General features: G+C 67.2%; 26 protein-coding genes, 1 tRNA gene and 1 pseudogene. 14 read left to right on the top strand and 14 right to left on the bottom strand.

All coding sequences use genetic code 11. The annotated features are described in order from the left end of the window. Positions 1 to 4 precede the first annotated feature (4 nt). The 6 genes and pseudogenes from BHE75_RS25285 to BHE75_RS08955 all read right to left on the bottom strand — a co-directional run. Positions 5 to 172: pseudogene (locus BHE75_RS25285) on the bottom strand (DUF2155 domain-containing protein); the annotation flags it as partial. 287 nt (positions 173 to 459) lie between these two features. Further along, entirely contained in the window at positions 460 to 972 is a 513-nt protein-coding gene (gene mlaD, locus BHE75_RS08975) for an outer membrane lipid asymmetry maintenance protein MlaD (protein WP_015460266.1), read from the bottom strand. Between the two features lie 2 nt (positions 973 to 974). Then, entirely contained in the window at positions 975 to 1,364 is a 390-nt protein-coding gene (locus BHE75_RS08970; RefSeq protein ID WP_070933649.1) for an NADH:ubiquinone oxidoreductase subunit NDUFA12, read from the bottom strand. A 58-nt stretch (positions 1,365 to 1,422) separates the two neighbouring features. After that, positions 1,423 to 1,917 (bottom strand): DUF192 domain-containing protein, encoded by a 495-nt coding sequence (locus BHE75_RS08965; protein WP_041865557.1) that lies wholly within the window; start codon positions 1,915 to 1,917, stop codon positions 1,423 to 1,425. 38 nt (positions 1,918 to 1,955) lie between these two features. Continuing rightward, positions 1,956 to 2,558: a cold-shock protein gene (locus tag BHE75_RS08960; RefSeq protein WP_254684404.1), complete on the bottom strand. Its 603-nt coding sequence runs from the start codon at positions 2,556 to 2,558 to the stop codon at positions 1,956 to 1,958. An 80-nt stretch (positions 2,559 to 2,638) separates the two neighbouring features. Next, positions 2,639 to 3,172: a regulatory protein RecX gene (locus BHE75_RS08955; protein ID WP_139181682.1), complete on the bottom strand. Its 534-nt coding sequence runs from the start codon at positions 3,170 to 3,172 to the stop codon at positions 2,639 to 2,641. Positions 3,173 to 3,355: 183 nt separating this feature from the next. Here BHE75_RS08955 and BHE75_RS08950 point away from each other — a divergent pair, with 183 nt between their 5' ends. The 10 genes from BHE75_RS08950 (at position 3,356) to BHE75_RS08905 (ending at position 12,017) form a co-directional block, all read left to right on the top strand. Beyond that, positions 3,356 to 5,116, top strand: coding sequence for a fatty acyl-AMP ligase (locus BHE75_RS08950; protein WP_084653479.1), 1,761 nt, complete (start codon positions 3,356 to 3,358; stop codon positions 5,114 to 5,116). Positions 5,117 to 5,233: 117 nt separating this feature from the next. Then, positions 5,234 to 7,579 (top strand): putative bifunctional diguanylate cyclase/phosphodiesterase, encoded by a 2,346-nt coding sequence (locus tag BHE75_RS08945; protein ID WP_254684403.1) that lies wholly within the window; start codon positions 5,234 to 5,236, stop codon positions 7,577 to 7,579. 101 nt (positions 7,580 to 7,680) lie between these two features. Continuing rightward, positions 7,681 to 7,756: transfer RNA gene (locus BHE75_RS08940), tRNA-Trp, on the top strand. 167 nt (positions 7,757 to 7,923) lie between these two features. After that, entirely contained in the window at positions 7,924 to 8,127 is a 204-nt protein-coding gene (gene secE / locus BHE75_RS08935; RefSeq protein WP_015460259.1) for a preprotein translocase subunit SecE, read from the top strand. A gap of 20 nt (positions 8,128 to 8,147) precedes the next feature. Continuing rightward, positions 8,148 to 8,687: a transcription termination/antitermination protein NusG gene (nusG, locus tag BHE75_RS08930; protein WP_015460258.1), complete on the top strand. Its 540-nt coding sequence runs from the start codon at positions 8,148 to 8,150 to the stop codon at positions 8,685 to 8,687. An 86-nt stretch (positions 8,688 to 8,773) separates the two neighbouring features. Beyond that, entirely contained in the window at positions 8,774 to 9,205 is a 432-nt protein-coding gene (gene rplK, locus BHE75_RS08925) for a 50S ribosomal protein L11 (protein ID WP_015460257.1), read from the top strand. 3 nt (positions 9,206 to 9,208) lie between these two features. Next, on the top strand, positions 9,209 to 9,916 hold the full coding sequence (rplA, locus tag BHE75_RS08920; RefSeq protein WP_015460256.1) for a 50S ribosomal protein L1: 708 nt from the start codon (positions 9,209 to 9,211) through the stop codon (positions 9,914 to 9,916). A gap of 386 nt (positions 9,917 to 10,302) precedes the next feature. After that, positions 10,303 to 10,818 carry a 50S ribosomal protein L10 gene (gene rplJ / locus BHE75_RS08915; protein ID WP_015460255.1) on the top strand — a complete coding sequence of 172 codons (516 nt, stop codon included), beginning with the start codon at positions 10,303 to 10,305 and terminating at the stop codon, positions 10,816 to 10,818. Positions 10,819 to 10,877: 59 nt separating this feature from the next. Further along, on the top strand, positions 10,878 to 11,258 hold the full coding sequence (gene rplL / locus BHE75_RS08910) for a 50S ribosomal protein L7/L12 (protein ID WP_015460254.1): 381 nt from the start codon (positions 10,878 to 10,880) through the stop codon (positions 11,256 to 11,258). 204 nt (positions 11,259 to 11,462) lie between these two features. Beyond that, positions 11,463 to 12,017, top strand: a complete 555-nt coding sequence (locus BHE75_RS08905) for a YcbK family protein (RefSeq protein ID WP_070935676.1) — start codon at positions 11,463 to 11,465, stop codon at positions 12,015 to 12,017. Positions 12,018 to 12,039: 22 nt separating this feature from the next. Here the strand turns inward: BHE75_RS08905 and thiE are convergent, their stop codons facing one another. From thiE to tkt, 8 genes are all read right to left on the bottom strand, one after another. Next, a complete protein-coding gene (gene thiE / locus BHE75_RS08900; RefSeq protein WP_070933647.1) occupies positions 12,040 to 12,741 on the bottom strand; it encodes a thiamine phosphate synthase in 702 nt (233 codons plus the stop codon). Then, positions 12,738 to 13,124, bottom strand: coding sequence for an antibiotic biosynthesis monooxygenase family protein (locus tag BHE75_RS08895; RefSeq protein ID WP_084653034.1), 387 nt, complete (start codon positions 13,122 to 13,124; stop codon positions 12,738 to 12,740). The genes thiE and BHE75_RS08895 overlap by 4 nt, the downstream gene beginning before the upstream one ends. 19 nt (positions 13,125 to 13,143) lie before the next feature. Then, the gene (locus tag BHE75_RS08890; protein ID WP_015460250.1) at positions 13,144 to 14,058 is read right to left on the bottom strand and encodes a class I fructose-bisphosphate aldolase; all 915 of its coding nucleotides are present in this window, start codon (positions 14,056 to 14,058) and stop codon (positions 13,144 to 13,146) included. A 68-nt stretch (positions 14,059 to 14,126) separates the two neighbouring features. Further along, positions 14,127 to 14,555, bottom strand: a complete 429-nt coding sequence (locus BHE75_RS08885) for a VOC family protein (protein WP_070933646.1) — start codon at positions 14,553 to 14,555, stop codon at positions 14,127 to 14,129. 367 nt (positions 14,556 to 14,922) lie between these two features. After that, positions 14,923 to 16,101 carry a phosphoglycerate kinase gene (locus BHE75_RS08880; RefSeq protein ID WP_070933645.1) on the bottom strand — a complete coding sequence of 393 codons (1,179 nt, stop codon included), beginning with the start codon at positions 16,099 to 16,101 and terminating at the stop codon, positions 14,923 to 14,925. Beyond that, positions 16,098 to 16,565, bottom strand: coding sequence for an MOSC domain-containing protein (locus BHE75_RS08875; protein ID WP_070933644.1), 468 nt, complete (start codon positions 16,563 to 16,565; stop codon positions 16,098 to 16,100). Before BHE75_RS08875 ends, BHE75_RS08880 begins: the two co-directional genes overlap by 4 nt. Before the next feature lie 12 nt (positions 16,566 to 16,577). Next, positions 16,578 to 17,588, bottom strand: a complete 1,011-nt coding sequence (gene gap, locus BHE75_RS08870) for a type I glyceraldehyde-3-phosphate dehydrogenase (protein WP_015460246.1) — start codon at positions 17,586 to 17,588, stop codon at positions 16,578 to 16,580. A 12-nt stretch (positions 17,589 to 17,600) separates the two neighbouring features. Beyond that, positions 17,601 to 19,568: a transketolase gene (tkt, locus tag BHE75_RS08865; RefSeq protein WP_070933643.1), complete on the bottom strand. Its 1,968-nt coding sequence runs from the start codon at positions 19,566 to 19,568 to the stop codon at positions 17,601 to 17,603. Positions 19,569 to 19,738: 170 nt separating this feature from the next. Between tkt and BHE75_RS08860 the strand changes: the two genes are divergently transcribed. The 4 genes from BHE75_RS08860 to BHE75_RS08845 all read left to right on the top strand — a co-directional run bounded on the left by BHE75_RS08860 (position 19,739) and on the right by BHE75_RS08845 (position 21,345). Next, complete coding sequence (locus BHE75_RS08860; protein WP_107395903.1) at positions 19,739 to 19,966, top strand: hypothetical protein; 228 nt, start codon at positions 19,739 to 19,741, stop codon at positions 19,964 to 19,966. After that, a complete protein-coding gene (locus BHE75_RS08855; RefSeq protein WP_070933642.1) occupies positions 19,966 to 20,310 on the top strand; it encodes a cell division protein ZapA in 345 nt (114 codons plus the stop codon). The genes BHE75_RS08860 and BHE75_RS08855 overlap by 1 nt, the downstream gene beginning before the upstream one ends. Positions 20,311 to 20,485: 175 nt before the next feature. Beyond that, positions 20,486 to 21,136 carry a 5-formyltetrahydrofolate cyclo-ligase gene (locus BHE75_RS08850; protein ID WP_084653032.1) on the top strand — a complete coding sequence of 217 codons (651 nt, stop codon included), beginning with the start codon at positions 20,486 to 20,488 and terminating at the stop codon, positions 21,134 to 21,136. Further along, positions 21,133 to 21,345: a DUF2842 domain-containing protein gene (locus BHE75_RS08845; protein ID WP_015460241.1), complete on the top strand. Its 213-nt coding sequence runs from the start codon at positions 21,133 to 21,135 to the stop codon at positions 21,343 to 21,345. The genes BHE75_RS08850 and BHE75_RS08845 overlap by 4 nt, the downstream gene beginning before the upstream one ends. Positions 21,346 to 21,349 lie beyond the last annotated feature (4 nt).

Raw genomic sequence — 21,349 nt, 5'->3', positions numbered from 1 at the left:
ACTCCTTGTAGAGCCAGCCTGAAAATACCCGCCGCCACACATTGTCGCGGCCGCGAATGTCGGTCTGGATGAAGGCCCCGGTCAGCTTCTGCGGTTCCCACGGCGCGGTTTCCTCGCACGCCTTCAGCCGGATGATGACGTCGCCCGCCCGCACCGCCTGGCCGGGATGCATCGAGAAATCGCGGGCAATGCCGTTCCGCTTGTTGAGCAGGCCGATCACCGCGATGCGATCGGCCATCGGCGTGGCGGCGCGGACGGCGGGTTCAGCCGCCCGCCTTTCCGCAGGCGGCCTGGAAGGCGCGTCCGCGTTGGTTGAGGAAGGCTCGCCGGGCGCGGCCGGTTTCGGATCGGTATCCACGATGGGCTGCGGCGGCGCGGCCTCGTTCTGCAGGGCTTCCGCCGCCTGCCACGCGCCGAAGCCCAGCAGCGCGGCGAGCGCCGTCGCCGCGACGATCCGTTTCACGGCGTGGCGCCGTCCGCTGCGGCGCCTTCATTCTTGGCGGAACTGTCGGAATCGCGGCCCGTGCCGTTCACGAACTGGCCGATCATGCCCATCAGGTCGGTGGCGCCCTGGGTATCGATGATCGTGTCGCCCGTCTTCAGCGGCGTCTCCGACCCGCCGGGCATCAGCGCGACATAGGTGGCGCCGAGAAAGCCTTCGGAGGTGATGGCGGCGCTGCTGTCCGACGGGATCTTCACGCTGGGATCGATCGCCAGCGTCACCGCCACCTGGAAGCTCTGCGGATCGAGATGCTGTTCGGCGACGGTGCCGACCTTGAGGCCGGCCACCCGCACATCGGTGCCGACGTTGACGCCCGCCGCATTGGGGAAGAGCGCCGTGACCCGCACCGCGCCCGCGCGCGCGCCGCCGCCCGTGCTGTCCCATGCGAACATCACGAACCATGCGGCGAGGAGGACGACCAGAAGGCCGACCAGCGCTTCGCCGACATTTTCCCGCAGCAGCGCTTTCATGGTCAGTTCGGGCTCCAGGCCTCATAATCGCCCGTCGCGGCGGCACGATGGCCGCCTTTCTCCAACGCGCCGGGCGGGCGATAGGCCAGGGCCGTGCCGGTGGCGTTGGGACGGGACGGCTGCTGCCAGGCGCGGGCCGGAGGCAGTGCCTTGTCCGGCGCCTCCTCGATCGTCTGGTGCAGCCAGCCATGCCATTCGGCGGGCACCCGGCTCGCATCGTTCGAGCCGTTATAGATCACCCAGCGGCGGCGCGGCGACTTGCCCGCGCGGCTTTCATAATAGACGTTGCCCAGCGCGTCCTCGCCAATCCTGGTGCCGTTGCGGCGGCTCCAGAGCGAGGTGCCGATGGTGGCGCCGTCCCACCAGGTGAAGATGCTTTTCAACAGACCCATGGGTGTGCGCTTAGCCTTTGTGACGGGGTGGGTGCAACGGCAAAGCCGCCGATGCCGTTCAGCGGATGCCCTTGCGCCGCGGATCGTGCCAGCTGACCTTGTCGCCCACGGCGATTCCCAGCGCCGCGGCGCCGCCGCCGGCAATCTCCAGCACGGCGCCGACCGGCTCGCCCGAGGGCACCGGCTGTAGCGATTCGGGAATCGTGTTCTCGGCGATGCGGGCGATCGTGCCGTCGCGCCGTATGAAGATCATATCCAGGGGAATCAGCGTGTTCTTCATCCAGAAACTGGCCGGCTGGGGCGGATCATAAGGGAAGAGCATGCCGCGATCGGCCGCTAGCTCGGTGCGGAACATGAGCCCGCGCTCCTGCTCCGCCGGGGTCCGCGCCATTTCCACCAGGAAGCTGCGCGCGCCCGAACTCGTCGCGATCGTCAGCGGAACGAGGTCCTCCGCCTGGGCTGCGGCATTCGCGGTCTTGGCGGCGGCGCAGCCGGCCAAGGGAGAGATCGCCAGCATCAGCGCGGCGACCGGAGCAAGAGAGCGTCTGATCATGGCCCCCATTAGGACGATTTCGGCGCCGGTGAAATGATTCAGCTCACCTGCACCATCACGGCCAGCGGCCCCTTCCGGCCGGAAGCCACCCTGGCGAGCAACGCCTGATCGGGCTCCAGATCGCTGAGCCCGGCACGGCGCACCACCTCCATGTGGACGAATATGTCCTGCTCGTCATCCGGACGGACGACGAAGCCATAGCCCTTCAGGCGGTTGAACCATTTGACCACGACGGGCTCGAATTCGCCGGCATCCTCGACCAGTTCGGCGGGATCGACCCGGTCGGCGCTGCGCTGGGCGATCGCGTCGGCATCCGGGCCGGTGGCGGTGGTGAGATCGATATCGATCACCGATCGCGCCTGCAGACCCCGCTCGCGGCGCACCGCGATGACCGTGGCGCGCGCGCCTTCCGGCAGCGTCCGCCGATCATGTTCGCGCAACACCGAAAAATGGACGAGGATATCCCCGACCCCATCGTCTCCGATCAGGAAACCGAATCCCCTTGTGGCATCGAACCATTTTACGGTGCCGCCGATGGAGAAGCCCTCGTCCACCGGCTCGGAAAGCAGGCTTTCGCCCACCCCGACATCCTCAATGGCCGAATTCTCCGATGCCCGCGACACCTGACTTTCAAACTTCATTAGGCCCACCCCCCCGGTAAGCATCTGACGAAGCTAGCACGGGCCGCAACCGAAACGAAGGTCCAATTACCGTCTTTCGCTCAACTGATCCGATCCGGGACATCATCCGGCGCGCAGGCGATGATTTTCCGGGCAAGCTCCAGCGAATGCCCCGCCCTCAGCATCGCCGCGAGCGCGCGGCGGCGGGCATCGGGATCGAGAGGCTCGGCGGCGAACGGGCCGATCCTGCGGCGACGGGCGAAGGCCAGCGCCGCATCCCACGCCCCGTTTTCGGCAACATCGCGGGCGGCGGCGGCGTCCTCGCCCTCCACGCCGTCGGCGCGCAGGCGATCGGCCAGGCGGCGCGCGCCATAGCCGCGCCGCACGAATGCGGCCGCGCGCGCCTCCGCGAAGCCGCGATCGTCGATATAGCCCGCCTCGGCGAAGCGCGCGACGATCGCCTCCACGGGCGGGGCGCCCTCGCCCTCCCAATCGCGCTCGGCGAGCTTGCGGCGGAGATAGGCGGCGAGCTTCGCCCGCGTCGTCGCAAAGCGGCCGACATAGGCGATGGCGAGTCGCTCCAATGCCTCGGCATCGAGCGACTTATGGTTGCGATATGATGATGATCGTGCCACGCGCCATGTTTGTGCCACAGTCGGGCCGGATTTAGAACGCGTCCATTGGGGTATTCCGTGCGTAATATGCCGCTTCGTGCGGCTGGAACCCAGCAATCGCGAACGGGGATCGGCTGACGATTACCGTTCGACCAAGAATCTAAGGAGTCGCCGTCGGTGCTGAACAAGACCGCAGCCACGACGATCAAAGCCACCACGCCCGCCAGCGCCGAAGCCAAGGCGACGATCGCCCCGACGCCGACCGAGGATGCCCTTCCGCGCATCTTCTCGGAATTCGCGACGCTGGGCGATGCGCTGGACTATGCCGCCAGCGGCGTGCGCGGGCTCAACTTCCACGACGCGCGCGGCGCGTTGGTGCGCCCCTATGCCTATGCCGATCTGCGCGCGGATGCGATCGCCACTGCCTATCGGCTGATCGCCCACGGCGTGCGGACAGCCGACCGGATCGCGCTCGTCGCCGAGACGGGACCGGAATTCGCCGCGCTCTTCTTCGGCGCGGTCTATGCCGGCGCCTGGCCGGTGCCGCTGCCGCTGCCGACCAGCTTCGGCGGCAAGGAAAGCTATATCGACCAGCTCAAGGTCCAGCTCGGCAGTTCCGACCCGAAGATGCTCATCTTCCCCGAGGAATTGCGCGAGATGGCCGGCGCCGCCGCGGCCGCCTGCCACGTCGAAGGCATCAGCTACGAGGAATTCGGCCAGCGGGACGCCGATCCCGCGCCGCTGCCGCATGCTGCGCCGCATGACATCGCCTATCTGCAATATTCCAGCGGATCGACGCGCTTTCCGCACGGCGTGGCCGTGACCCACGCGGCGCTGCTCAACAATCTGGCCGCCCACGCTCATGGCATGGCGCTGGAACCGCAGGATCGCTGCATATCGTGGCTGCCCTGGTATCATGACATGGGGCTGGTCGGCTGCTTCCTGTCGCCGATCGCCAACCAGGTGTCGGTCGATTATCTGAAGACCGAGGATTTCGCCCGGCGTCCGCTCGCCTGGCTCGACCTCATCAGCCGCAACCCCGGCACGACGCTCAGCTATTCGCCGACCTTCGGCTACGATATCTGCGCCCGCCGCATGTCCAGCCAGACCAAGGCTTCCGACCGGTTCGATCTTTCGCGCTGGCGGGTGGCCGGCAACGGCGCGGACATGATCCGGCCGGACGTGATGCAGGCCTTCGTCGACGCCTTCGCCGAAGCCGGCTTCAACGCATCGGCCTTCCTGCCCAGCTATGGCCTGGCCGAAGCGACGCTGGCGGTTTCGATCATGCCGCCCGGCGAAGGCATCGTCGTGGAGCTGGTGGAGGAAACCCAGCTTTCCGGCGGCGACGCCGCGATCGGCCGGCCGCAGCGCTATCGCGCGATCGTGAACTGCGGCAAGCCGGTGAAGGACATGCTGGTCGAGATACGCGACGAGGACGGCAGCCCCCTGCCCGACCGTGCGATCGGCAAGGTCTGGTGCAAGGGCCCGTCGATCATGGACGGATATTTCCGCGATCCCGAATCCACCGCCGCCTGCATGGTGGACGGCTGGCTTGACACCGGCGACATGGGATATCTGAGCGACGGCTACATCTATATCGTCGGCCGCGCCAAGGACATGATCATCATCAACGGCAAGAACCACTGGCCGCAGGATATCGAATGGGCGGTGGAGCAGATTCCCGGCTTCAAGGCCGGCGACATCGCCGCCTTCGCGATCACCACGCCGGGCGGGGAGGAAACGCCGGCGGTGCTCGTCCAGTGCCGCACGTCGGACCTGGCCGAGCGCGCGCGCCTGCGCGACCAGATCCGCGNGAAGGTGCGATCGATCACCGGCATGCATTGCGTGGTCGAACTGGTGCCGCCCCGCACGCTGCCGCGCACCAGCTCCGGCAAGCTCAGCCGGGCGAAAGCGCGAAATCTGTATCTTTCCGGCGAAATCCAGCCCTACGACATCGCCGCCTGACACGGATCGCGGCAAGTTTCGTGCAATTATGCGGAACTGCCGCGATTATCCGTGTCCATGAAATAACCGGCGCGGTTACTTTGCGCTAACCCGCCGCAACTAAGGATCGTCCGCATCATGCGGCAGCGATCCGATCCATCGTCGACGACCGGAGCTGGCTGGCGGGCCATATCGCGCATGTTGCGCGATCGCCCGGCCGGCTGGGAACAGGTGCGCGCCGCACAGATCGCCGAGCTGGCGCGGCTGTGCGGCGGCGCCGTGCTGGCCCAGATCGGCTGCGCCGCGGTGCTGGCCGCGCTGCTGTGGGGCGCCGCGCCTTCCTGGCAATTGATCGGCTGGCTCGCCGCCGTCGCTGCCGTCGCGATCGATATCCATCGTCTCGCCCGGCGCGCGCGCCGGGGGACCGGGCCGGCGGCATCCGGAGCACCCGTCCGCCGGGCCGTCGCCCGCGCCATCCTGCTCGGCGCGCTGTGGGCCATTCCGCCGGCCTTCCTTTCAGGCACCGGCACGATCGAGCAGCAGCTTGCGATATGCCTCGTTTCGGCGGCCATCATCGCCAGCGCCGCCATGGTCGCAGCGCCCGTGCCTCCGGCAATGCTGGGCTTCATCCTGATCGGATCGGCGGGGCTCACCGCGATGATGGTCAAGACCGGATCGTGGCTGCTGGCGGCCCTTCCCGTGGGCTATGCCGCCTTCCTCGCCGCCGGAGGGCTGCTCAATGCCCGCGCCTTCGTCCGCCGCCAGTGGGCGGAGATCGCGCTGACCGAAAAGCGCGCGGTGGTAAGCCTTCTGCTCCGCGAATCCGGCGATCGCGACGGCGGCTGGCTCTGGCAGACCGATGCCGGGCGCTGCCTCCGTTCCGTCTCGCCCGCATTCGCCCAGGCCGCCGCCGCCACGCCCGAGGCGCTGGAGCATATGCCGATGTTCCGCCTGCTCGCCGGGGAGAATTGGGAGACGGCGGATCATCCCCAGGAATTGCGCGAGCTGCTCAATCGCATGAACGCGCGCGAACGCTTCATCGAGTTCGAGCTTCCCGTGGCAATCCTCGACGAAACCCGCTGGTGGCGCGTTTCGGGTGCCCCGCGCGAGGATGAACGCGGCGGCTTCGCCGGCTATCACGGGGTGGGATCGGATATCACCGAAGCGCGGCGATCGGCCGACAAGATTGACCGGATGGCGCGGTTCGACGCGCTGACCGGCCTCGCCAACCGCACCGCCTTCAACGAGGCCCTTCGCAAGGCGCTGGGGCGGTGCTTCCGCGAAAAGGGCCAGTGCGCGCTGATGCTGATCGATCTCGATCGCTTCAAGGCGGTGAACGACACGCTGGGCCATCCGGTGGGGGACAAGCTGCTGCGCCTCGTGGCCCAGCGCCTGCTGGGCCTGATCGGCCCGGCCGATACCTGCGGCCGGCTGGGGGGCGACGAATTCGCCCTGGTCGTCGCCAACGCCGCCGACATCGCCCGCATCGATGCGCTGGGCGAGGCGATCATCGCCGCGCTTTCCGCCCCCTTCGAGATAGACGAGCAGATCGTCCGCGTCGGCGCCAGCGTGGGCACGGCGATCGGCCCGCGCGACGGGCGATCGGCCGAGATGCTGGTCCGCAACGCCGATCTCGCCCTCTACCGCGCCAAGGAGGACGGCCGGGGCCTCCACCAGCGTTTCGAGCCCAACCTGCTGGCCCGCGCCGAAAAGCGCCGCGCGATCGAAAGCGCGCTGCGCGACGCGATGGACCGGCGGGAATTGCGGCTGAGCTACCAGCCCGTCGTCCGCGCCCGCGACGGCCGCATCAGCGGCTTCGAGGCATTGCTGCGCTGGACGCACGCCGAGCTGGGCGAGGTGGCGCCGGACGAATTCATCCCCATCGCCAGCGAAGCCCGGCTGCTGAGCCAGATCGGCGAATGGGTGATCCGGTCCGCCTGCGCCGAGGCCGCGCGCTGGCCGGATCATGTCCGGCTCCACGTCAACCTCGCCCGCGAACAGATGATCGATCCGCAGCTGCCGGCGATCATCCTTTCCGCCCTCGCCCAATCCGGCCTGCCGCCGTCGCGGCTGGAGCTGGAGGTGGGCGAAAAGGCCTTCCGCGAGGACAGCGCCGCCGTCAGCGCCGCCGCCGATCGGCTGCGCGCGCTTTCGGTGCGGATCTCGCTCGACGATTTCGGCACCTGCGCCTCCGCGCTCGGCCATATCCGCCAGGGCCGGTTCAGCACCGTGAAGATCGACCGCAGCCTGATCGTCGCGGCGGCCGATCGCGATCCCGACGCGCTGGGCCTGATCCGCGCGATCGTGGCGCTGACCGGCACGCTCGGCATGGATACGACCGCCGAGGGAACCGAGACCGATGCGGAGCAGCGCGTGGCCCGCGATCTCGGCTGCACGCACTTCCAGGGCTTTCTCACCGGAGCCCCGGCAACGCCCGACGATGCCAGGGCGATGATCGCGGGAACGCTGCGCCGCACCGCCTGACGGCCGCGCATTTCGCGCCACGGCGAGGGGCAAATCTTTGCGCGTCATGGCTTGCGCTCGCCTTTCGCCGCCGCTATGTCGCCCTCCTCTCCGGACCCCGGAGGAGTGTAGCTCAGTTGGTAGAGCATCGGTCTCCAAAACCGAGGGCCGGGGGTTCGAGTCCCTCCACTCCTGCCAGTCCAGCCGCCTGAAGGTGTCTGGAAAGGCTGGTCCAAGGGTCCGGAAAGGCAGGACGAGGCCGGGCTGCGCCGGGACACCGGATAGCGGCCGTCGGCCTCGTTGTCGCTGTTTGCGTCCGATCGATTCGGATGCGATGAGGCGGAAAACGGATTGCGAGGTTCTTGGTGGCGAAGGTTTCACCCGGCGAATTCATCCGGCAGGTCCGTGCCGAGACGGCGAAGGTCGTCTGGCCGAGCCGTCGTGAGACGATCACGACCGGCATCCTCGTCGCGATCATGACGTCGCTGCTGGCGATCTTCTTCTTCGGCGTCGATTCCTTCTTCGGCGCCGTCGTGAAGTTCCTGATCGGCCTGGCGTCCGGCAACTAATCGGGGAACAGGCAAGGCACATGGCGCGCTGGTACATCATCCATGCCTATTCGGGCTTCGAGAACAAGGTGAAGGAAACGATCCTCGCCGATGCCGCGCGCCTCGGTCTCGAGCAGCTCGTGGAAGCCGTCGAGGTTCCGACCGAGAAGGTGACGGAAGTCCGCCGCGGCAAGAAGATCACCTCCGACCGCAAATTCTTCCCCGGCTATGTGCTGGCGAAGCTCAGCATGAACGACGACGTCTATCACCTGGTGAAGAACACACCGAAGGTGACGGGCTTCCTCGGTTCGTCGGGCAAGCCGCAGCCGATCAGCGAGGCCGAGGCCGCGCGCATCCTCAACACCAAGGAGGAGGCCGCCGCGTCCGCGCCCAAGACGAAGATCAAGGTCGATTTCGAGATCGGCGACAGCGTCAAGGTGCTGGACGGCCCCTTCGCCAGCTTCAACGGCCTGGTCGAAGAGCTGGATTTCGAAAAGAACAAGGTCAAGGTTTCGGTGTCGATCTTTGGCCGCGCGACGCCCGTCGAGCTCGATTTCGAGCAGGTGGAGCGCGCGAAGTAAGAGATTTCCGGCACCAGCCGGAATGCCCGCGGGAGGCGGCCTCGGCCGTCGCATGAACCGCTAAACTTGGAAGAGAGTGAGTAACCATGGCCAAGAAGATCACTGGCTATATCAAGCTGCAGGTGCCGGCCGGCAAGGCCAATCCCAGCCCGCCGATCGGCCCCGCGCTCGGTCAGCGCGGCGTCAACATCATGGAATTCTGCAAGGCGTTCAACGCGCAGACCCAGGGTGAGGAAGTCGGCACCCCGCTGCCGACCGTCATCACCGTCTATGCCGACCGTTCCTTCTCCTTCGTCACCAAGACGCCGCCGGCGTCCTACCTGCTGAAGAAGGCCGCCAACCTGAAGTCGGGCTCCAAGGAGCCGGGCAAGGCTTCGGCCGGCAAGATCAAGCGCTCGCAGCTCGCCGAGATCGCGACCGCGAAGATGAAGGATCTGAACGCCAACGATATCGAAGCGGCGACCCGCATCATCGAAGGCTCCGCCCGCGCGATGGGCCTCGAAGTGGTGGAGGGCTAAGACATGTTCGCTCCGAAGAAGCTGACCAAGAAGCAGAAGACGCTGGTGAACGCGGTCGACAAGACCAAGCTCTATGGCGTCGACGAAGCGATCGCGCTGGCCAAGACCCACGCTACCGCCAAGTTCGACGAGACGATCGAAGTCGCCGTCAACCTGGGCGTCGATCCCCGCCATGCCGACCAGATGGTCCGCGGCGTGGTGACGCTGCCCAAGGGCACCGGCAAGGATGTTCGCGTCGGCGTGTTCGCCCGTGGCGCCAAGGCTGAGGAAGCCAAGGCCGCCGGTGCGGAAGTGGTGGGCGCGGAAGACCTGCTCGAAGCCGTGCAGGCCGGCAACATCGATTTCGATCGCTGCATCGCCACCCCGGACATGATGGGCCTCGTCGGCCGCCTCGGCAAGGTGCTCGGCCCCAAGGGCCTGATGCCGAACCCGAAGCTCGGCACCGTCACCATGAACGTCGGCGAAGCCGTGAAGGCCGCCAAGGGTGGCCAGGTGGAATATCGCGTCGAGAAGGCCGGTATCATCCACTCGGGCATCGGCAAGGCGAGCTTCCCGGCGGAAGACCTGCGCGCCAACTTCGACGCGCTGCTCGATGCGCTGGTGAAGTCCAAGCCGTCGGGCGCCAAGGGCAAGTATGTCAAGAAGATCGCCGTGAGCTCCTCGATGGGCCCGGGCATCAAGGTCGACGTCGCCGACGTGGCGGCCGCCTGAACGAGATCGCTTGCCCTTTCGGGGGCAAGTTTGGGGCTGGCCCTTTCCGCAGAGATGCGCTAAGGGCCGCCCACGAAAACCCGCCGGCCTCGCGTCGGCGGGTCTCTCTTTTCTCCCCGCGGGGCGAATCGAGGGAAGTACCGTCCGAGACTGCAGCTGGGCCTTGGCCCTTAATTCGGCTGCATAGGCGGGGATAGAGTTTCCGGACCGGCCAATGGCCGTCCCTCCGGGTCTGCCAAGGGCTCCATGCCCGGCGTCAGACTACCCTACCCCTTCGGACTTGCCGTGCGGACTGCGTATCCGTCTGCCGGCGCAATCACCCGTATCCGGCATGCCGGCTGCGGGGCCTCGGCGGATGTTCCGTCGGGGCAGTCAAGGAGTAAGGCATGGATCGAGCTCAGAAAGCCGACCTGGTCGCCGAACTGAAGAGCACCTTCGCCGAGAGCGGCGTGGTCGTCGTGACCCGCAACCTCGGCCTTACCGTCGCGCAGTCCACTGCGCTTCGGGTGAAGATGCGCGAAGCCGGCGCCAGCTATCGGGTATCGAAGAATACGCTCGCCCGCATTGCGACCGAAGGCACGCCCTACACAGCGATCAACGATCTGCTGGTGGGGCCGACGGCGCTCTCCACGTCTGCCGATCCGGTGGCGGCCGCCAAGGTCGTCGTCGAATTCGCGAAGACCAACGACAAGTTGGAAATCGTCGGCGGCGCGATGGGTGACACTGTCCTGGACGTGAATGGGGTGAAGGCTCTGGCGACGCTTCCGTCGCTGGACGAACTGCGCGCGAAGATCATCGGGCTCGTCAGCGCGCCCGCGACCAAGATCGCCCAGGTGCTTCAGGCGCCCGGCGGCCAGGTCGCTCGCGTGCTTGGCGCTTACGCCGCCAAGACCGACGCCTGATTTTCGATACCGTTTCACTGACACTGACTGGGGCGCTGCGCCCCACATGGAGACTTTAAATGGCTGACCTTCAGAAGCTTGTTGACGATCTTTCCGCCCTCACCGTTCTCGAAGCCGCTGAGCTTTCGAAGCTGCTCGAAGAGAAGTGGGGCGTTTCGGCCGCTGCGGCCGTCGCCGTTGCCGCTCCGGCCGCCGGTGGCGCCGCCGGTGGCGCTGCCGCCGAAGAGAAGACCGAGTTCGACGTGATCCTCACCGGCGACGGTGGCAAGAAGATCAACGTCATCAAGGAAGTCCGCGCCATCACCGGCCTGGGCCTGACCGAAGCCAAGGCGCTCGTCGAAGGCGCGCCGAAGGCGATCAAGGAAGGCGTCGGCAAGGACGAGGCCGAGAAGCTCAAGAAGCAGCTTGAAGAAGCCGGCGCGACCGTCGAGCTCAAGTAAGCTTCCTCGCTTCGGCGAAGAACAGGAAGGGCGGCTCCATCCGGGGCCGCCCTTTTTTGCGCCCGGAAACCGGCTTTTCGTTGCCTGGCCTTAACGGAAACAAGACGGACCGTGGCGCTGGCGGGGCCGATTCCCCGCATGGTTATTCCTTATCAACCGCACCGGCGTATTTTCTGATCCGGGTTTGAAAAGCGGTTGGGCATCATGACTGTAGCTACGAGACACACGGATCGGCGTGGGCTGCTGGCCGGCGCCCTCGCCTTCGGGGCCGGCGCGCTCCTCACGCCGAAGGCAGCCTTCGCCATGGTGGGCGAAAAGCGGCTGGCCTTCCGCAACGTCCACAATAACGAGCGGATCGACGCGCGCTATTGGGGCGCGAGCGGCTTCGATGCGGACGGGCTGGCCGAGATCAACCACGGCATGCGCGACTGGCGCACCGGCGACGTCACCACGATGGATCGCGATCTGATCGACCTGCTGGTGGCGCTGCGCGACAAGCTCGGCGCCTCGCCGCGATCCTCCTTCGACCTCATCTCCGGCTATCGCTCGCCGCAGACCAACGCCTCGCTGCACGCCCGCAGCAACGGCGTCGCCACCAAGAGCCAGCACATGCTGGGCAAGGCGAGCGACATCGCGCTGCCCGGCGTGCGGCTGGAGACGCTGCGCACGGCGGCGCTTTCCATCGGCCGGGGCGGCGTCGGCTATTATCCGCGCGACGGCTTCGTCCATGTCGATACGGGGCGCGTCCGCACCTGGTGAACGCGCCGCCGGCCGGAAAACCTCAGGAAGCGGAGAGCAGCGCCGCGAATTTCCTGACGGCCGCCGCCGGCCCTTCCGGATCGTTCCAGACGGCGCCTGACACGGCGAGGAAATCGGCCCCGGCATCGATCAGGGGCTTGGCATTGTCCGGCGTGATGCCGCCGATCGCGACACAAGGTATGCCCGTCACCGTCGACCACCAGCCCAGGATCGAGGGATCGGGCCGGTGCTTCGTCTCCTTGGTATCGGTGGGATAGAAGGCGCCGAAGGCCACATAATCGGCCCCCGCCTCGCCCGCTTCCATCGCCAGATGCCGGCTGTCGTGGCAGGTGACGCCGATCTGCGCGTCGCGGCCCAGTTGCTCGCGCGCGTCGCGGGGATCGCCGTCATCCTGGCCGAGATGGACGCCATCGGCCTTCAGGCGCTTGGCAAGGCCGATCGAATCGTTGACGATGAAGGCGACCTCGCGATCGGCGCAGACCTTCTGCAGCGGCGGCGCCAGCGCGGCGATGGCATGTTCGTCGATGCCCTTGAGGCGAAGCTGGAAGGCCGCCACGGGGCTGGCATCCAGCGCCTCGGCCAGCCTATCGGCAAAGCCTTCGTCGATCTTCGGCGGCGAGATCAAATAGAGCTGGCAGGCGGGCTTTTCCTCCTGCTCGAAACGGTCCGCGAAATGCGGGTCGAGCGCCAGATCCTCGTCGTCGAAATCGTCCTGATCGTTCATTTCAATCCATGTCCGCCGATCGGCCGGGTCGAATGGCCGTTGTCCATGCCCGCTATCAGTGGGCGCGCCCTGGCGATAGCGGCACGGACCGCGGGAAGCGAGAGCGAAGCCGCATGCGCTTCCCTGCTTTCCCAAACCTCGGTGATCCACAGCGCGTCGGCATTCTCGCCGTCCTCGGCCACGATGTAGCTGAGGCAGCCGGGCATGTCCGAAACGCCATCCAGCAGGATTTCCGCCAGCGCGTCCCGCTGGCCGGGCCGTGCCATCATCCGGCCGATCAGCCCATACATCGCCGCGTTGGCCGGAGCCCCGGCCTGCGCGGTGCCGGCGAGCGCCGCGACGGCGGTGGACCCGGCGATGAAATCGCGTCTCAACAATTCCATCGCCGGTCCTTTCCCCGGATTATTCCTCGTTCTTGTAGATGCGGACGAGCTTGTCGAGCATCGCCAGCGCCTCGTCGCGCGGGCGCTGGAAGGTGTTGCGGCCGATGATCGATCCGTTGCCGCCGCCATCGCGGATGTCGCGGGCATCCTGATAGACGGCGTCCGCGCCCTTGGCCGCGCCGCCCGAGAAGACGACGATGCGGCGGCCGTTGAAGCAGCTCTTCACCACATGGGCGACGCGCTTGGCCTGGGTGGAGGCGTCGAAGCCCTCATAGGCCTTCTTCGCGTCCTTCTGCTCGATATGGTCGGTCGGCAGCTTCACCTTGATGATGTGCGCGCCGAGCAGCGCCGCCATGTGCGCGGCATAGGCGCCGACGTCGAGCGCCAGCTCGCCATCCTTGGAAAGATTGCCGCCGCGCGGATAGGACCAGATCACGGTGGCGATGCCGACGGCGGCGGCTTCCGCCCGCATCTCGCGGATTTCTTCCATCATCTCGAAGATGTTGTCCGAACCCGGATAGATGGTGAAGCCGATGGCCGAGCAGCCGAGCCGCAGCGCATCGTCGACCGTACCGGTGACGGCCTGGTCGATGGAAGTGGCCCAGCTGTTCGAGGAATTGACCTTCAGGATCGTCGGGATCTGGCCGGCGAAGGCATCGGCGCCGGCTTCCAGCATGCCGAGCGGGGCCGCATAAGCCGACAGGCCGGCATCGATGGCGAGCTGATAGTGGTAATGCGGGTCATAGGCCGGCTCGTTGACCGAGAAGCTGCGCGCCGGGCCATGTTCGAACCCCTGGTCCACCGGCAGGATGATGAGCTTGCCGGTGCCGCCGAGGCGGCCCTGCGTCAGGATGCGGGCGAGATTGGCCTTAACGCCGGGATTGTCGCTTTCATACTTGTCGAGAATGGCTTTGACGGTGGGCGTGAAGGTCATCGTCGGCTCCTGTTGGGACATGTCCCCGCGTCCCTATCCGAATTGTCCCGCAGGACAAGACCTGTCGGTCAAATCCTGTCCTGTTCGGGACCAACAGGCCATGGCGGCCCTTTCAGCTCCAGCATATTGCCTTCCGGGTCGGCGAGGTAGATCGAAGGCCCCTCCCCCTCCGCGCCGTAGCGCGAGGCGATTTCGGCCGCGATCCCATGGCCGGCGAGAAAGGCCAGGATCGCATCGCCATCCCATGGCGACACGCGGAAGCAGACATGATCGACATTGCGCCCCTCCCTGCCCGGCGGAGCGCCGCCCATCGCGCCGAGCGCGCCCTCCACCGGCACGAGATCGACGAGCGCGGTGCCGAGGCGAAGCTGATAAAGGCCGATCTCCGCCTGCACCTTCTCCAACCGCGCGCCTAGGATGCCGGTGTAGAAACGGATCATGCGATCGAGATCGACCACCCGGAACACGACATGATCGATGGCCGCGATGGAAATCATGCCGGCGGCACCACCCGCCGGGGTCCGGCGCGGCGCCCGCCGAATCCAACGAAGTTGAGGAAGTTGAGGATTGCCAGCGATATCGGGCAGAAGCCGGGTATGGCCGGCAAGCGACTAATATTACGTCGATTTCCGTCGATCGTGGCCATGAAGGGACTTTAGCATGATCCAACGGCCGTAGGACAGTTCCAACGAAGATCGGGATCATGCGGGGCATGGGCGACGAGTTTCGGAATTCCCTTCCGTCATTCCCGCGAAGGCGGGAATCCATGGTATCCCGACATCGCGGCCCTTTCGGGGTCGGTGCCTATGGATCCCCGCCTGCGCGGGGATGACGAAGAAGGGGATTGGCGCCCGCCCTCAAGGCTCAGCCGAGCGCCTTCACGCCCGGCAGTTCCTTGCCTTCCATCCATTCGAGGAAGGCGCCGCCGGCGGTGGAGACGAAGCTGAACTGATCGGCCACGCCGGCATGGTTGAGCGCGGCCACCGTATCGCCGCCGCCGGCGACCGACACGAGCTGGCCGGCGGTGGTGAGCGCGGCGGCCGTCCGGGCGAGCGCCACCGTGGCGGCATCGAAGGGCGGAATCTCGAAGGCGCCGAGCGGGCCGTTCCACACCAGGGTGCGGCAGGTCTTGAGCGCATCGCCCAGCGCCTCGACGGCGGCGGGGCCGACATCGAGGATCATCTCGTCCGCCGCCACCTCATGCACGTTCACGGTGCGCGTCGGCGGATTGGCGCGGAATTCCTTGGCCACCACCACGTCATAAGGCAGGTGGACGATGCAATTGGCCTTGTCCGCCGCGTCGAGGATTTCGAGCGCGGTGCTCGTCAGGTCGTGCTCGCACAGCGACTTGCCCACATCCACGCCGCGCGCGGCGAGGAAGGTGTTGGCCATGCCGCCGCCGATGATGAGGTGATCGACCTTGGCAACGAGATGCTTGAGCACATCGAGCTTGGTGGAGACCTTGGCGCCGCCGACCACGGCCGCCACAGGATGCTCGGGCTTCCCCAGCGCCTTTTCCAGCGCTTCCAGTTCGGCCTGCATCGAGCGGCCCGCATAAGCGGGAAGCACGTGCGCCAGCCCCTCCGTCGAGGCATGGGCGCGGTGCGCGGCGGAGAAGGCGTCGTTGACGTAGATGTCGCCGAGCGCGGCGAAGCGCTGGACGACGGCGGGATCATTCTTCTCCTCGCCGCCGAAGAAGCGCGTATTTTCAAGAACGGCGATGTCCCCCGGCTGGAGCGTCGCCACAGCTTCCTTGTCGCCTTCCCAATCGATGTAGCGGACCTCGCGGCCCAGCACATCGGCCAGCGGGCGAACGATCTGCGCCAGCGACAATTCCGGCGTCGGCGCCTTGGGCCGGCCGAAATGGGCCAGAACCAGCACGATGGCGCCCTTGTCCGACAGTTCGGACAAGGTGGGCGCGGCGGCGCGCAGACGGGTATCGTCCGTCACCTTCGCGCCGTCCATGGGCACGTTCAGATCCTCGCGCACCAGCACGCGCTTGCCGCGGATATCGCCCAGATCGTCCAGCGTCTTGAAGGTCATGATGTCCCGATCCTTACTTCGTCGCCGATGGCAAGCTCGCCCCCGGCCAGCACCCGCGCCGTGATGCCGCCGCGCCAATCGGGCACGAGCGCATCCTGCAGGCCGGGCGCGATTTCATCCATCCGGCGGCACGGGTCGCATTCGCCGGTAATTTCCAGCACCACCCCGCCCGCGAAAAGAAGGCGGGCGCCCGCCTCGCGCGGGAGATCGATGCCATCCACCAGCAGGTTGGCGCGGCGGACCCACCAGTCGAGCGGCTGGGCCAGCCCCAGATCCGCCATCGCCGCATCCCAGGCCGCGCGGGCGATCACCGTCACCTGACGGCGCCCCTTTCCGCCCGGTTTCACCGCGCCGCGATGATCGCCATGGATGCCGAGCGACGGGGTGACGATGGCGGCATCGATCGTCTCCATGGGGCCGCGCGGCCGATCATGGCGCGCGATCCCCAGGAGACGGCCGGTCATGCCTGCCTTGCCTTAGAGCAGCTTGCCCATGGCGGCGCCGGTATCGACCATGCGGTTCGAGAAACCCCATTCATTGTCATACCAGGAAACGACGCGCACCAGCTTGCCGTCCAGCACGGCGGTTTCGAGGCTGTCGACCGTCGAGGAAGCCGCGGTGTGCTGGAAGTCGATCGAGACGAGCGGCTCGTCCGTATAATCGAGGATGCCGGCCAGCGGGCCGCTTTCCGACGCCGCCTTGAGGATGGCGTTCACCTCTTCCTTGGTGGTGTCGCGCTTCGGCGTGAAGGTGAGATCGACGAGGCTGACGTCCGGCGTAGGCACGCGGACGGCCGAACCGTCCAGCTTGCCCTTCAGCTCCGGCAGCACCTCGCCTACGGCGCGGGCGGCGCCCGTGGTCGTCGGGATGATCGACATCGCGGCCGCGCGGGCGCGGCGGAGATCCGGGTGGATCTGATCGAGGATCTTCTGATCGTTGGTGTAGGCGTGGATCGTGGTCATCAGGCCACGCTCGATGCCGATGGTGTCGTTCAGCACCTTGGCGACGGGCGCCAGGCAGTTGGTGGTGCACGACGCGTTGGAGACGATGTTGTGCTCCGGCTTCAGCTTGTCGTCGTTGACGCCGAACACGACGGTCAGGTCGACATTCTTGCCGGGGGCCGAGATCAGCACCTTCTTGGCGCCGGCGGCGATATGCTTCTCAGCCGACGCGCGATCGGTGAAGAAGCCGGTGCATTCGAAGGCGATGTCCACGCCGTTGGCGGCGTGCGGCAGGTTGGCGGGATCGCGCTCGGCCGAAACCTTGATGCGCTTGCCGTCGATGATCAGATCGTTGCCGTCGACCTCGACCGAGCCCGGCCAGGTGCCGTGCACGGAATCGCGCTTGAAGAGCAGCGCGTTGGACTTGGCATCGGCGAGATCGTTGATCGCGACCAGCTCGAGCCCGCTGTCCGGACGCTCCAGGATCGCCCGCGCGACGAGACGCCCGATACGCCCGAACCCGTTGATCGCTACCTTCACCGCCATGGTCTCGTCTCCTTAGTTGCCAAGCGCCGCAAGAATCTTGGGCGCGATCGCATCGGGCGTGAGCCCGAAATATTCGTAGAGGGCCGGCGCGGGCGCCGACGCGCCGAAGCCGTCGATGCCGAAGCGCAGGCCGTCAAGCCCAACATAACGTTCCCAGCCGATCGTCGTGCCGGCCTCGATCGAAATCTTCAGCACGTCGGCGGGCAGGATTTCCGCCCGATATTCCGGGGTCTGCGCATCGAATCGCGACCAGCAGGGCATGGAGACGACATCGGCGCCGATGCCGGCGGCTTCAAGCCTTTCCGCCACGCCGAGCGCGATTTCCACCTCGGAACCACTGGCGACGATCACCGCCTTGCGCGCGGCGGTGGCGCCCCGCAGGCGATAGGCACCCTTCGCCGAAAGATTCTCGTCCGCGCCCGTCCGCACCTGCGGCAGGTTCTGGCGGCTCAGCGCCAGCAGCGACGGGCCGTCCGCCTTCTCCAGCGAAAGCGCCCAGCATTCCGCCGTCTCCACCGCATCGGCGGGGCGATAGACGTCGAGATTGGGCATCACCCTGAGCGACATGAGATGCTCGATCGGCTGATGGGTGGGGCCATCCTCGCCCAGCCCGATCGAATCGTGCGTCATCACATAGACGACGCGGGTCCGCTGCAGCGCCGACAGGCGGATCGCCGGGCGGCAATAATCGGAGAAGACCAGGAAGGTGCCGCCATAGGGGATGACGCCGCCATGCAGCGCCATGCCGTTCATCGCGGCGGCCATGCCGAATTCGCGGATGCCGTAATAGATGTAGCGGCCGGAATAATCCTTGGCGGTCAGCGGCTGCTGGATCTTGGTCTTGGTGTTGTTCGAACCGGTGAGATCGGCCGAACCGCCCACCATCTCCGGGATCGCGGCGGTCAGCGCTTCGAGCGCGTTTTCCGAAGCCTTGCGCGTGGCGACCTTCTGCGGATTGGCGAGCAGCGCCTGGATATGTTCGGCAGCGGCGGCGTTCACCGGCAGCCGGCCTTCCATGCGGCGGGTGAATTCAGCGCCCTGCGCATGCGTGGCCAGCCGCTTTTCCCATTCGGCGCGGACGGGCGCGCCGCGGGCGCCGGCCTCGGCCCAGGCGGCGGCGATGTCCGCCGGAATCTCGAACGGGGCCGAATCCCAGCCCAGCGCGGCGCGGGCGGCGGCGACCTCGTCCCCGCCCAGCGGCGAACCGTGGGTGGCCGACGTGCCCTGCTTGTTGGGCGCGCCATAGCCGATGACGGTGCGGCAGGCGATCAGCGACGGGCGCGGATCGGCGATGGCGGCATCGATGGCGCGGGCGACATCGGCCGGATCATGGCCGTCGCAGGCGATGGTGTGCCAGCCCGAGGCATCGTAGCGGCCGAGCACGTTCTCGCTCGACGAAAGGTCCACCGATCCGTCGATGGTGATGCGGTTGTCGTCCCACAGCACGATCAGGCGGCCGAGGCCGAGATGGCCGGCCAGGCCCACCGCCTCATGGTTGATGCCTTCCATCAGGCAGCCGTCCCCGGCGATCACCCAGGTGCGGTGATCGACAAGGTCGTCGCCGAAGGTGGCATTCAGGTGGCGTTCGGCGATGGCCATGCCCACGGCGGTGGCGAAGCCCGAGCCCAGCGGGCCGGTGGTCGCTTCCACGCCGGCCAGCTCGAAATTCTCGGGATGGCCCGCGCACGGGCTGTGGAGCTGGCGGAAATTCCGGATATCCGCCATCGTCGGACGGGCGTACCCCGTAAGATGGAGCAGCGAATAGATCAGCATCGATCCATGGCCGGCGGACAGGACGAAGCGGTCGCGATCAGCCCATTTCGGCGCCTGCGGATCGAACTTCAGATATTGGGTGAACAGCACGGTCGCGGCGTCGGCCATTCCCATCGGCATGCCGGGATGCCCGGAATTGGCCGCCTGCACGGCATCCATCGACAGCGCGCGAACGGCGTTGGCGAGTTGCTTGGGAGCGACGGTCATGGGCAAGCCTTGTATATCAAGCGGGATGGAAACCGCAGGGGCTGCGGCGATTCGAATGGGATCGCGGGTCCCTTTGTAGCGCGGAGCACCGATCGTCAACCACGGTGGAATGCACCGGGCGCGCGGTGCGCGATATTGATGCGCGCCCGAGCCGTGCTATGCGTGCGGCGATGACCGACGAGCGCCTGATTTCCGCGATCGATCGCATCGAACGCGCCCTCGCCCGCCTCGAAAGCCGGGGTTCCGGCCGCCCCGGCGGCGATCCCGCCATGGAAGCGCTGGGCCAGCTGCAGCAACGCTACGACCTGCTGGCCGAGCGGGAACGCCGCCTGCGCGAGCGCACCAGCGCGGCGATGGAGCGGCTGACGGCGATCATCGACCAGCGGAAGGCGGGCTGATGGCGGAAGTCGACCTCGATATCGGCGGACGCCGCTACGCGCTCGCGTGCCGCGACGGCGAGGAGGCGCATTTCCGCCGGCTGGCCGCAATCATCGACGAGCGGATGGCGCGGGCGACGCAGGCGGTGGGCGGCCTGAACGAGGTGCGCCAGTTCCTTTTCGCCTCCCTGCTGCTGGCCGACGAGCTGGACGAGGCCAAGCGCGGCGCGGCGCCCCGCACGGCCGCCCCCCCCGCCCCCGCCGCGACGCCGGCGGCGATCGAGCCCGCCGCGCTGACCGCGCTGGAGCGCCTGGCCGACCGGCTGGAAGCGCTGGCCGGCTTGAACGACGCCGATCGCCCTTGAGCCCGGCCGGACGGACGCCTAAATAGAAAGACGGCGGGCACTGCCCGGTACGAGCCTTTGAACATCCCTGAGGCGATTCATCATCCAAGGGAGCTGTCCCTGTGAGGACCCTGGTCCAAAACACACGGCCCCCACCTGACGTTTACGGCGTCAGAGGATATTCCGGAAAACGGCCATGGTGGTCCCGCCAACCCTCCAGCCGCCTTTCCTCCTGCCGCCCACGGCCCGGCTTCGGCATGATCCGGGCGGCATGATCCCGGCGAAGGCCGACCTGCGGCGCGCGCTGCGCGGCCGGCGGCGCGACTTCGCAGCGCTGCTCGATCGCGAGGGGCGGTTGCGCGAGGCGGCCGACGCCCTCGCCGCCCAGGCCCTTCCCCATATCCGGGACGCCCGCGTCATCGCCGGCTATTGGCCGATCGGGTCGGAAGCGGACCCCCGCCCCCTCCTCCACGCGCTCCACGATCGCGGCCGCGCCGTCGCCCTGCCCCGCGTCACGACCCCCGAAAGCCCGATGACCTTCCATCGCTGGCGCCCCGGCGACACGCTCGTCGCCGGCGGCCACGGCCTGCTCCAGCCCGCCGACGGCGCGCCCGCGCTCCTGCCGGACCTGATCGTCACGCCGCTGGTCGGCTTCGACCGGCGGCTGATGCGGATGGGCCAGGGCGCCGGCTATTATGACCGGCTGTTCGCGCGCTTTCCCGATATCCGCAGGATCGGCCTTGCATGGTCCGCGCAAGAAGTGGAGGAGGTGCCGGCCGATCCGTGGGACATGCCGCTCCACGCGATCGCCACCGAACGCGAATGGATCGAACCGGAGACCGCATGACCCCGAGCTGGCGCAAACCCGCAGGCATGTTCCTGATATTGGCGCTGATCGGCCTGTGGGCATTCGCCGCCGTGACGATCGTCGAGGCGCTTTCGCCGCCGGAGTGGATCGCGATGGCCCTCTATGTCGTGGCGGGGTTCGCCTGGCTATGGGCGCTGCCGATGAAGCGCCTGCTGCGCTGGATGGAGCTGGGCGTCTGGAAGGATTGAAGGC

The sequence above is a fragment of the Edaphosphingomonas haloaromaticamans genome, from assembly GCF_001853345.1.
GTDB classification, from domain to species: Bacteria; Pseudomonadota; Alphaproteobacteria; order Sphingomonadales; family Sphingomonadaceae; genus Sphingomonas_E; species Sphingomonas_E fennica.
This window is presented reverse-complemented; position numbering and strand designations above follow the sequence as displayed.

Excerpts from the sequence above, each read along its gene's own strand:
- mlaD (WP_015460266.1), bottom strand. The coding sequence starts at position 972 with ATGAAAGCGCTGCTGCGGGAAAATGTCGGCGAAGCGCTGGTCGGCCTT.
- BHE75_RS08905 (WP_070935676.1), top strand. The coding sequence starts at position 11,463 with ATGACTGTAGCTACGAGACACACGGATCGGCGTGGGCTGCTGGCCGGC.
- BHE75_RS08860 (WP_107395903.1), top strand. The coding sequence starts at position 19,739 with ATGACCGACGAGCGCCTGATTTCCGCGATCGATCGCATCGAACGCGCC.
- BHE75_RS08895 (WP_084653034.1), bottom strand. The coding sequence starts at position 13,124 with ATGGAATTGTTGAGACGCGATTTCATCGCCGGGTCCACCGCCGTCGCG.
- BHE75_RS08945 (WP_254684403.1), top strand. The coding sequence starts at position 5,234 with ATGCGGCAGCGATCCGATCCATCGTCGACGACCGGAGCTGGCTGGCGG.
- BHE75_RS08855 (WP_070933642.1), top strand. The coding sequence starts at position 19,966 with ATGGCGGAAGTCGACCTCGATATCGGCGGACGCCGCTACGCGCTCGCG.
- BHE75_RS08965 (WP_041865557.1), bottom strand. The coding sequence starts at position 1,917 with ATGATCAGACGCTCTCTTGCTCCGGTCGCCGCGCTGATGCTGGCGATC.
- BHE75_RS08885 (WP_070933646.1), bottom strand. The coding sequence starts at position 14,555 with ATGATTTCCATCGCGGCCATCGATCATGTCGTGTTCCGGGTGGTCGAT.
- BHE75_RS08970 (WP_070933649.1), bottom strand. The coding sequence starts at position 1,364 with ATGGGTCTGTTGAAAAGCATCTTCACCTGGTGGGACGGCGCCACCATC.
- BHE75_RS08845 (WP_015460241.1), top strand. The coding sequence starts at position 21,133 with ATGACCCCGAGCTGGCGCAAACCCGCAGGCATGTTCCTGATATTGGCG.
- rplJ (WP_015460255.1), top strand. The coding sequence starts at position 10,303 with ATGGATCGAGCTCAGAAAGCCGACCTGGTCGCCGAACTGAAGAGCACC.
- rplL (WP_015460254.1), top strand. The coding sequence starts at position 10,878 with ATGGCTGACCTTCAGAAGCTTGTTGACGATCTTTCCGCCCTCACCGTT.
- nusG (WP_015460258.1), top strand. The coding sequence starts at position 8,148 with ATGGCGCGCTGGTACATCATCCATGCCTATTCGGGCTTCGAGAACAAG.
- BHE75_RS08890 (WP_015460250.1), bottom strand. The coding sequence starts at position 14,058 with ATGACCTTCACGCCCACCGTCAAAGCCATTCTCGACAAGTATGAAAGC.
- BHE75_RS08850 (WP_084653032.1), top strand. The coding sequence starts at position 20,486 with ATGGTGGTCCCGCCAACCCTCCAGCCGCCTTTCCTCCTGCCGCCCACG.
- tkt (WP_070933643.1), bottom strand. The coding sequence starts at position 19,568 with ATGACCGTCGCTCCCAAGCAACTCGCCAACGCCGTTCGCGCGCTGTCG.
- BHE75_RS08875 (WP_070933644.1), bottom strand. The coding sequence starts at position 16,565 with ATGACCGGCCGTCTCCTGGGGATCGCGCGCCATGATCGGCCGCGCGGC.
- BHE75_RS08880 (WP_070933645.1), bottom strand. The coding sequence starts at position 16,101 with ATGACCTTCAAGACGCTGGACGATCTGGGCGATATCCGCGGCAAGCGC.
- rplA (WP_015460256.1), top strand. The coding sequence starts at position 9,209 with ATGTTCGCTCCGAAGAAGCTGACCAAGAAGCAGAAGACGCTGGTGAAC.
- BHE75_RS08960 (WP_254684404.1), bottom strand. The coding sequence starts at position 2,558 with ATGAAGTTTGAAAGTCAGGTGTCGCGGGCATCGGAGAATTCGGCCATT.
- thiE (WP_070933647.1), bottom strand. The coding sequence starts at position 12,741 with ATGAACGATCAGGACGATTTCGACGACGAGGATCTGGCGCTCGACCCG.
- rplK (WP_015460257.1), top strand. The coding sequence starts at position 8,774 with ATGGCCAAGAAGATCACTGGCTATATCAAGCTGCAGGTGCCGGCCGGC.
- gap (WP_015460246.1), bottom strand. The coding sequence starts at position 17,588 with ATGGCGGTGAAGGTAGCGATCAACGGGTTCGGGCGTATCGGGCGTCTC.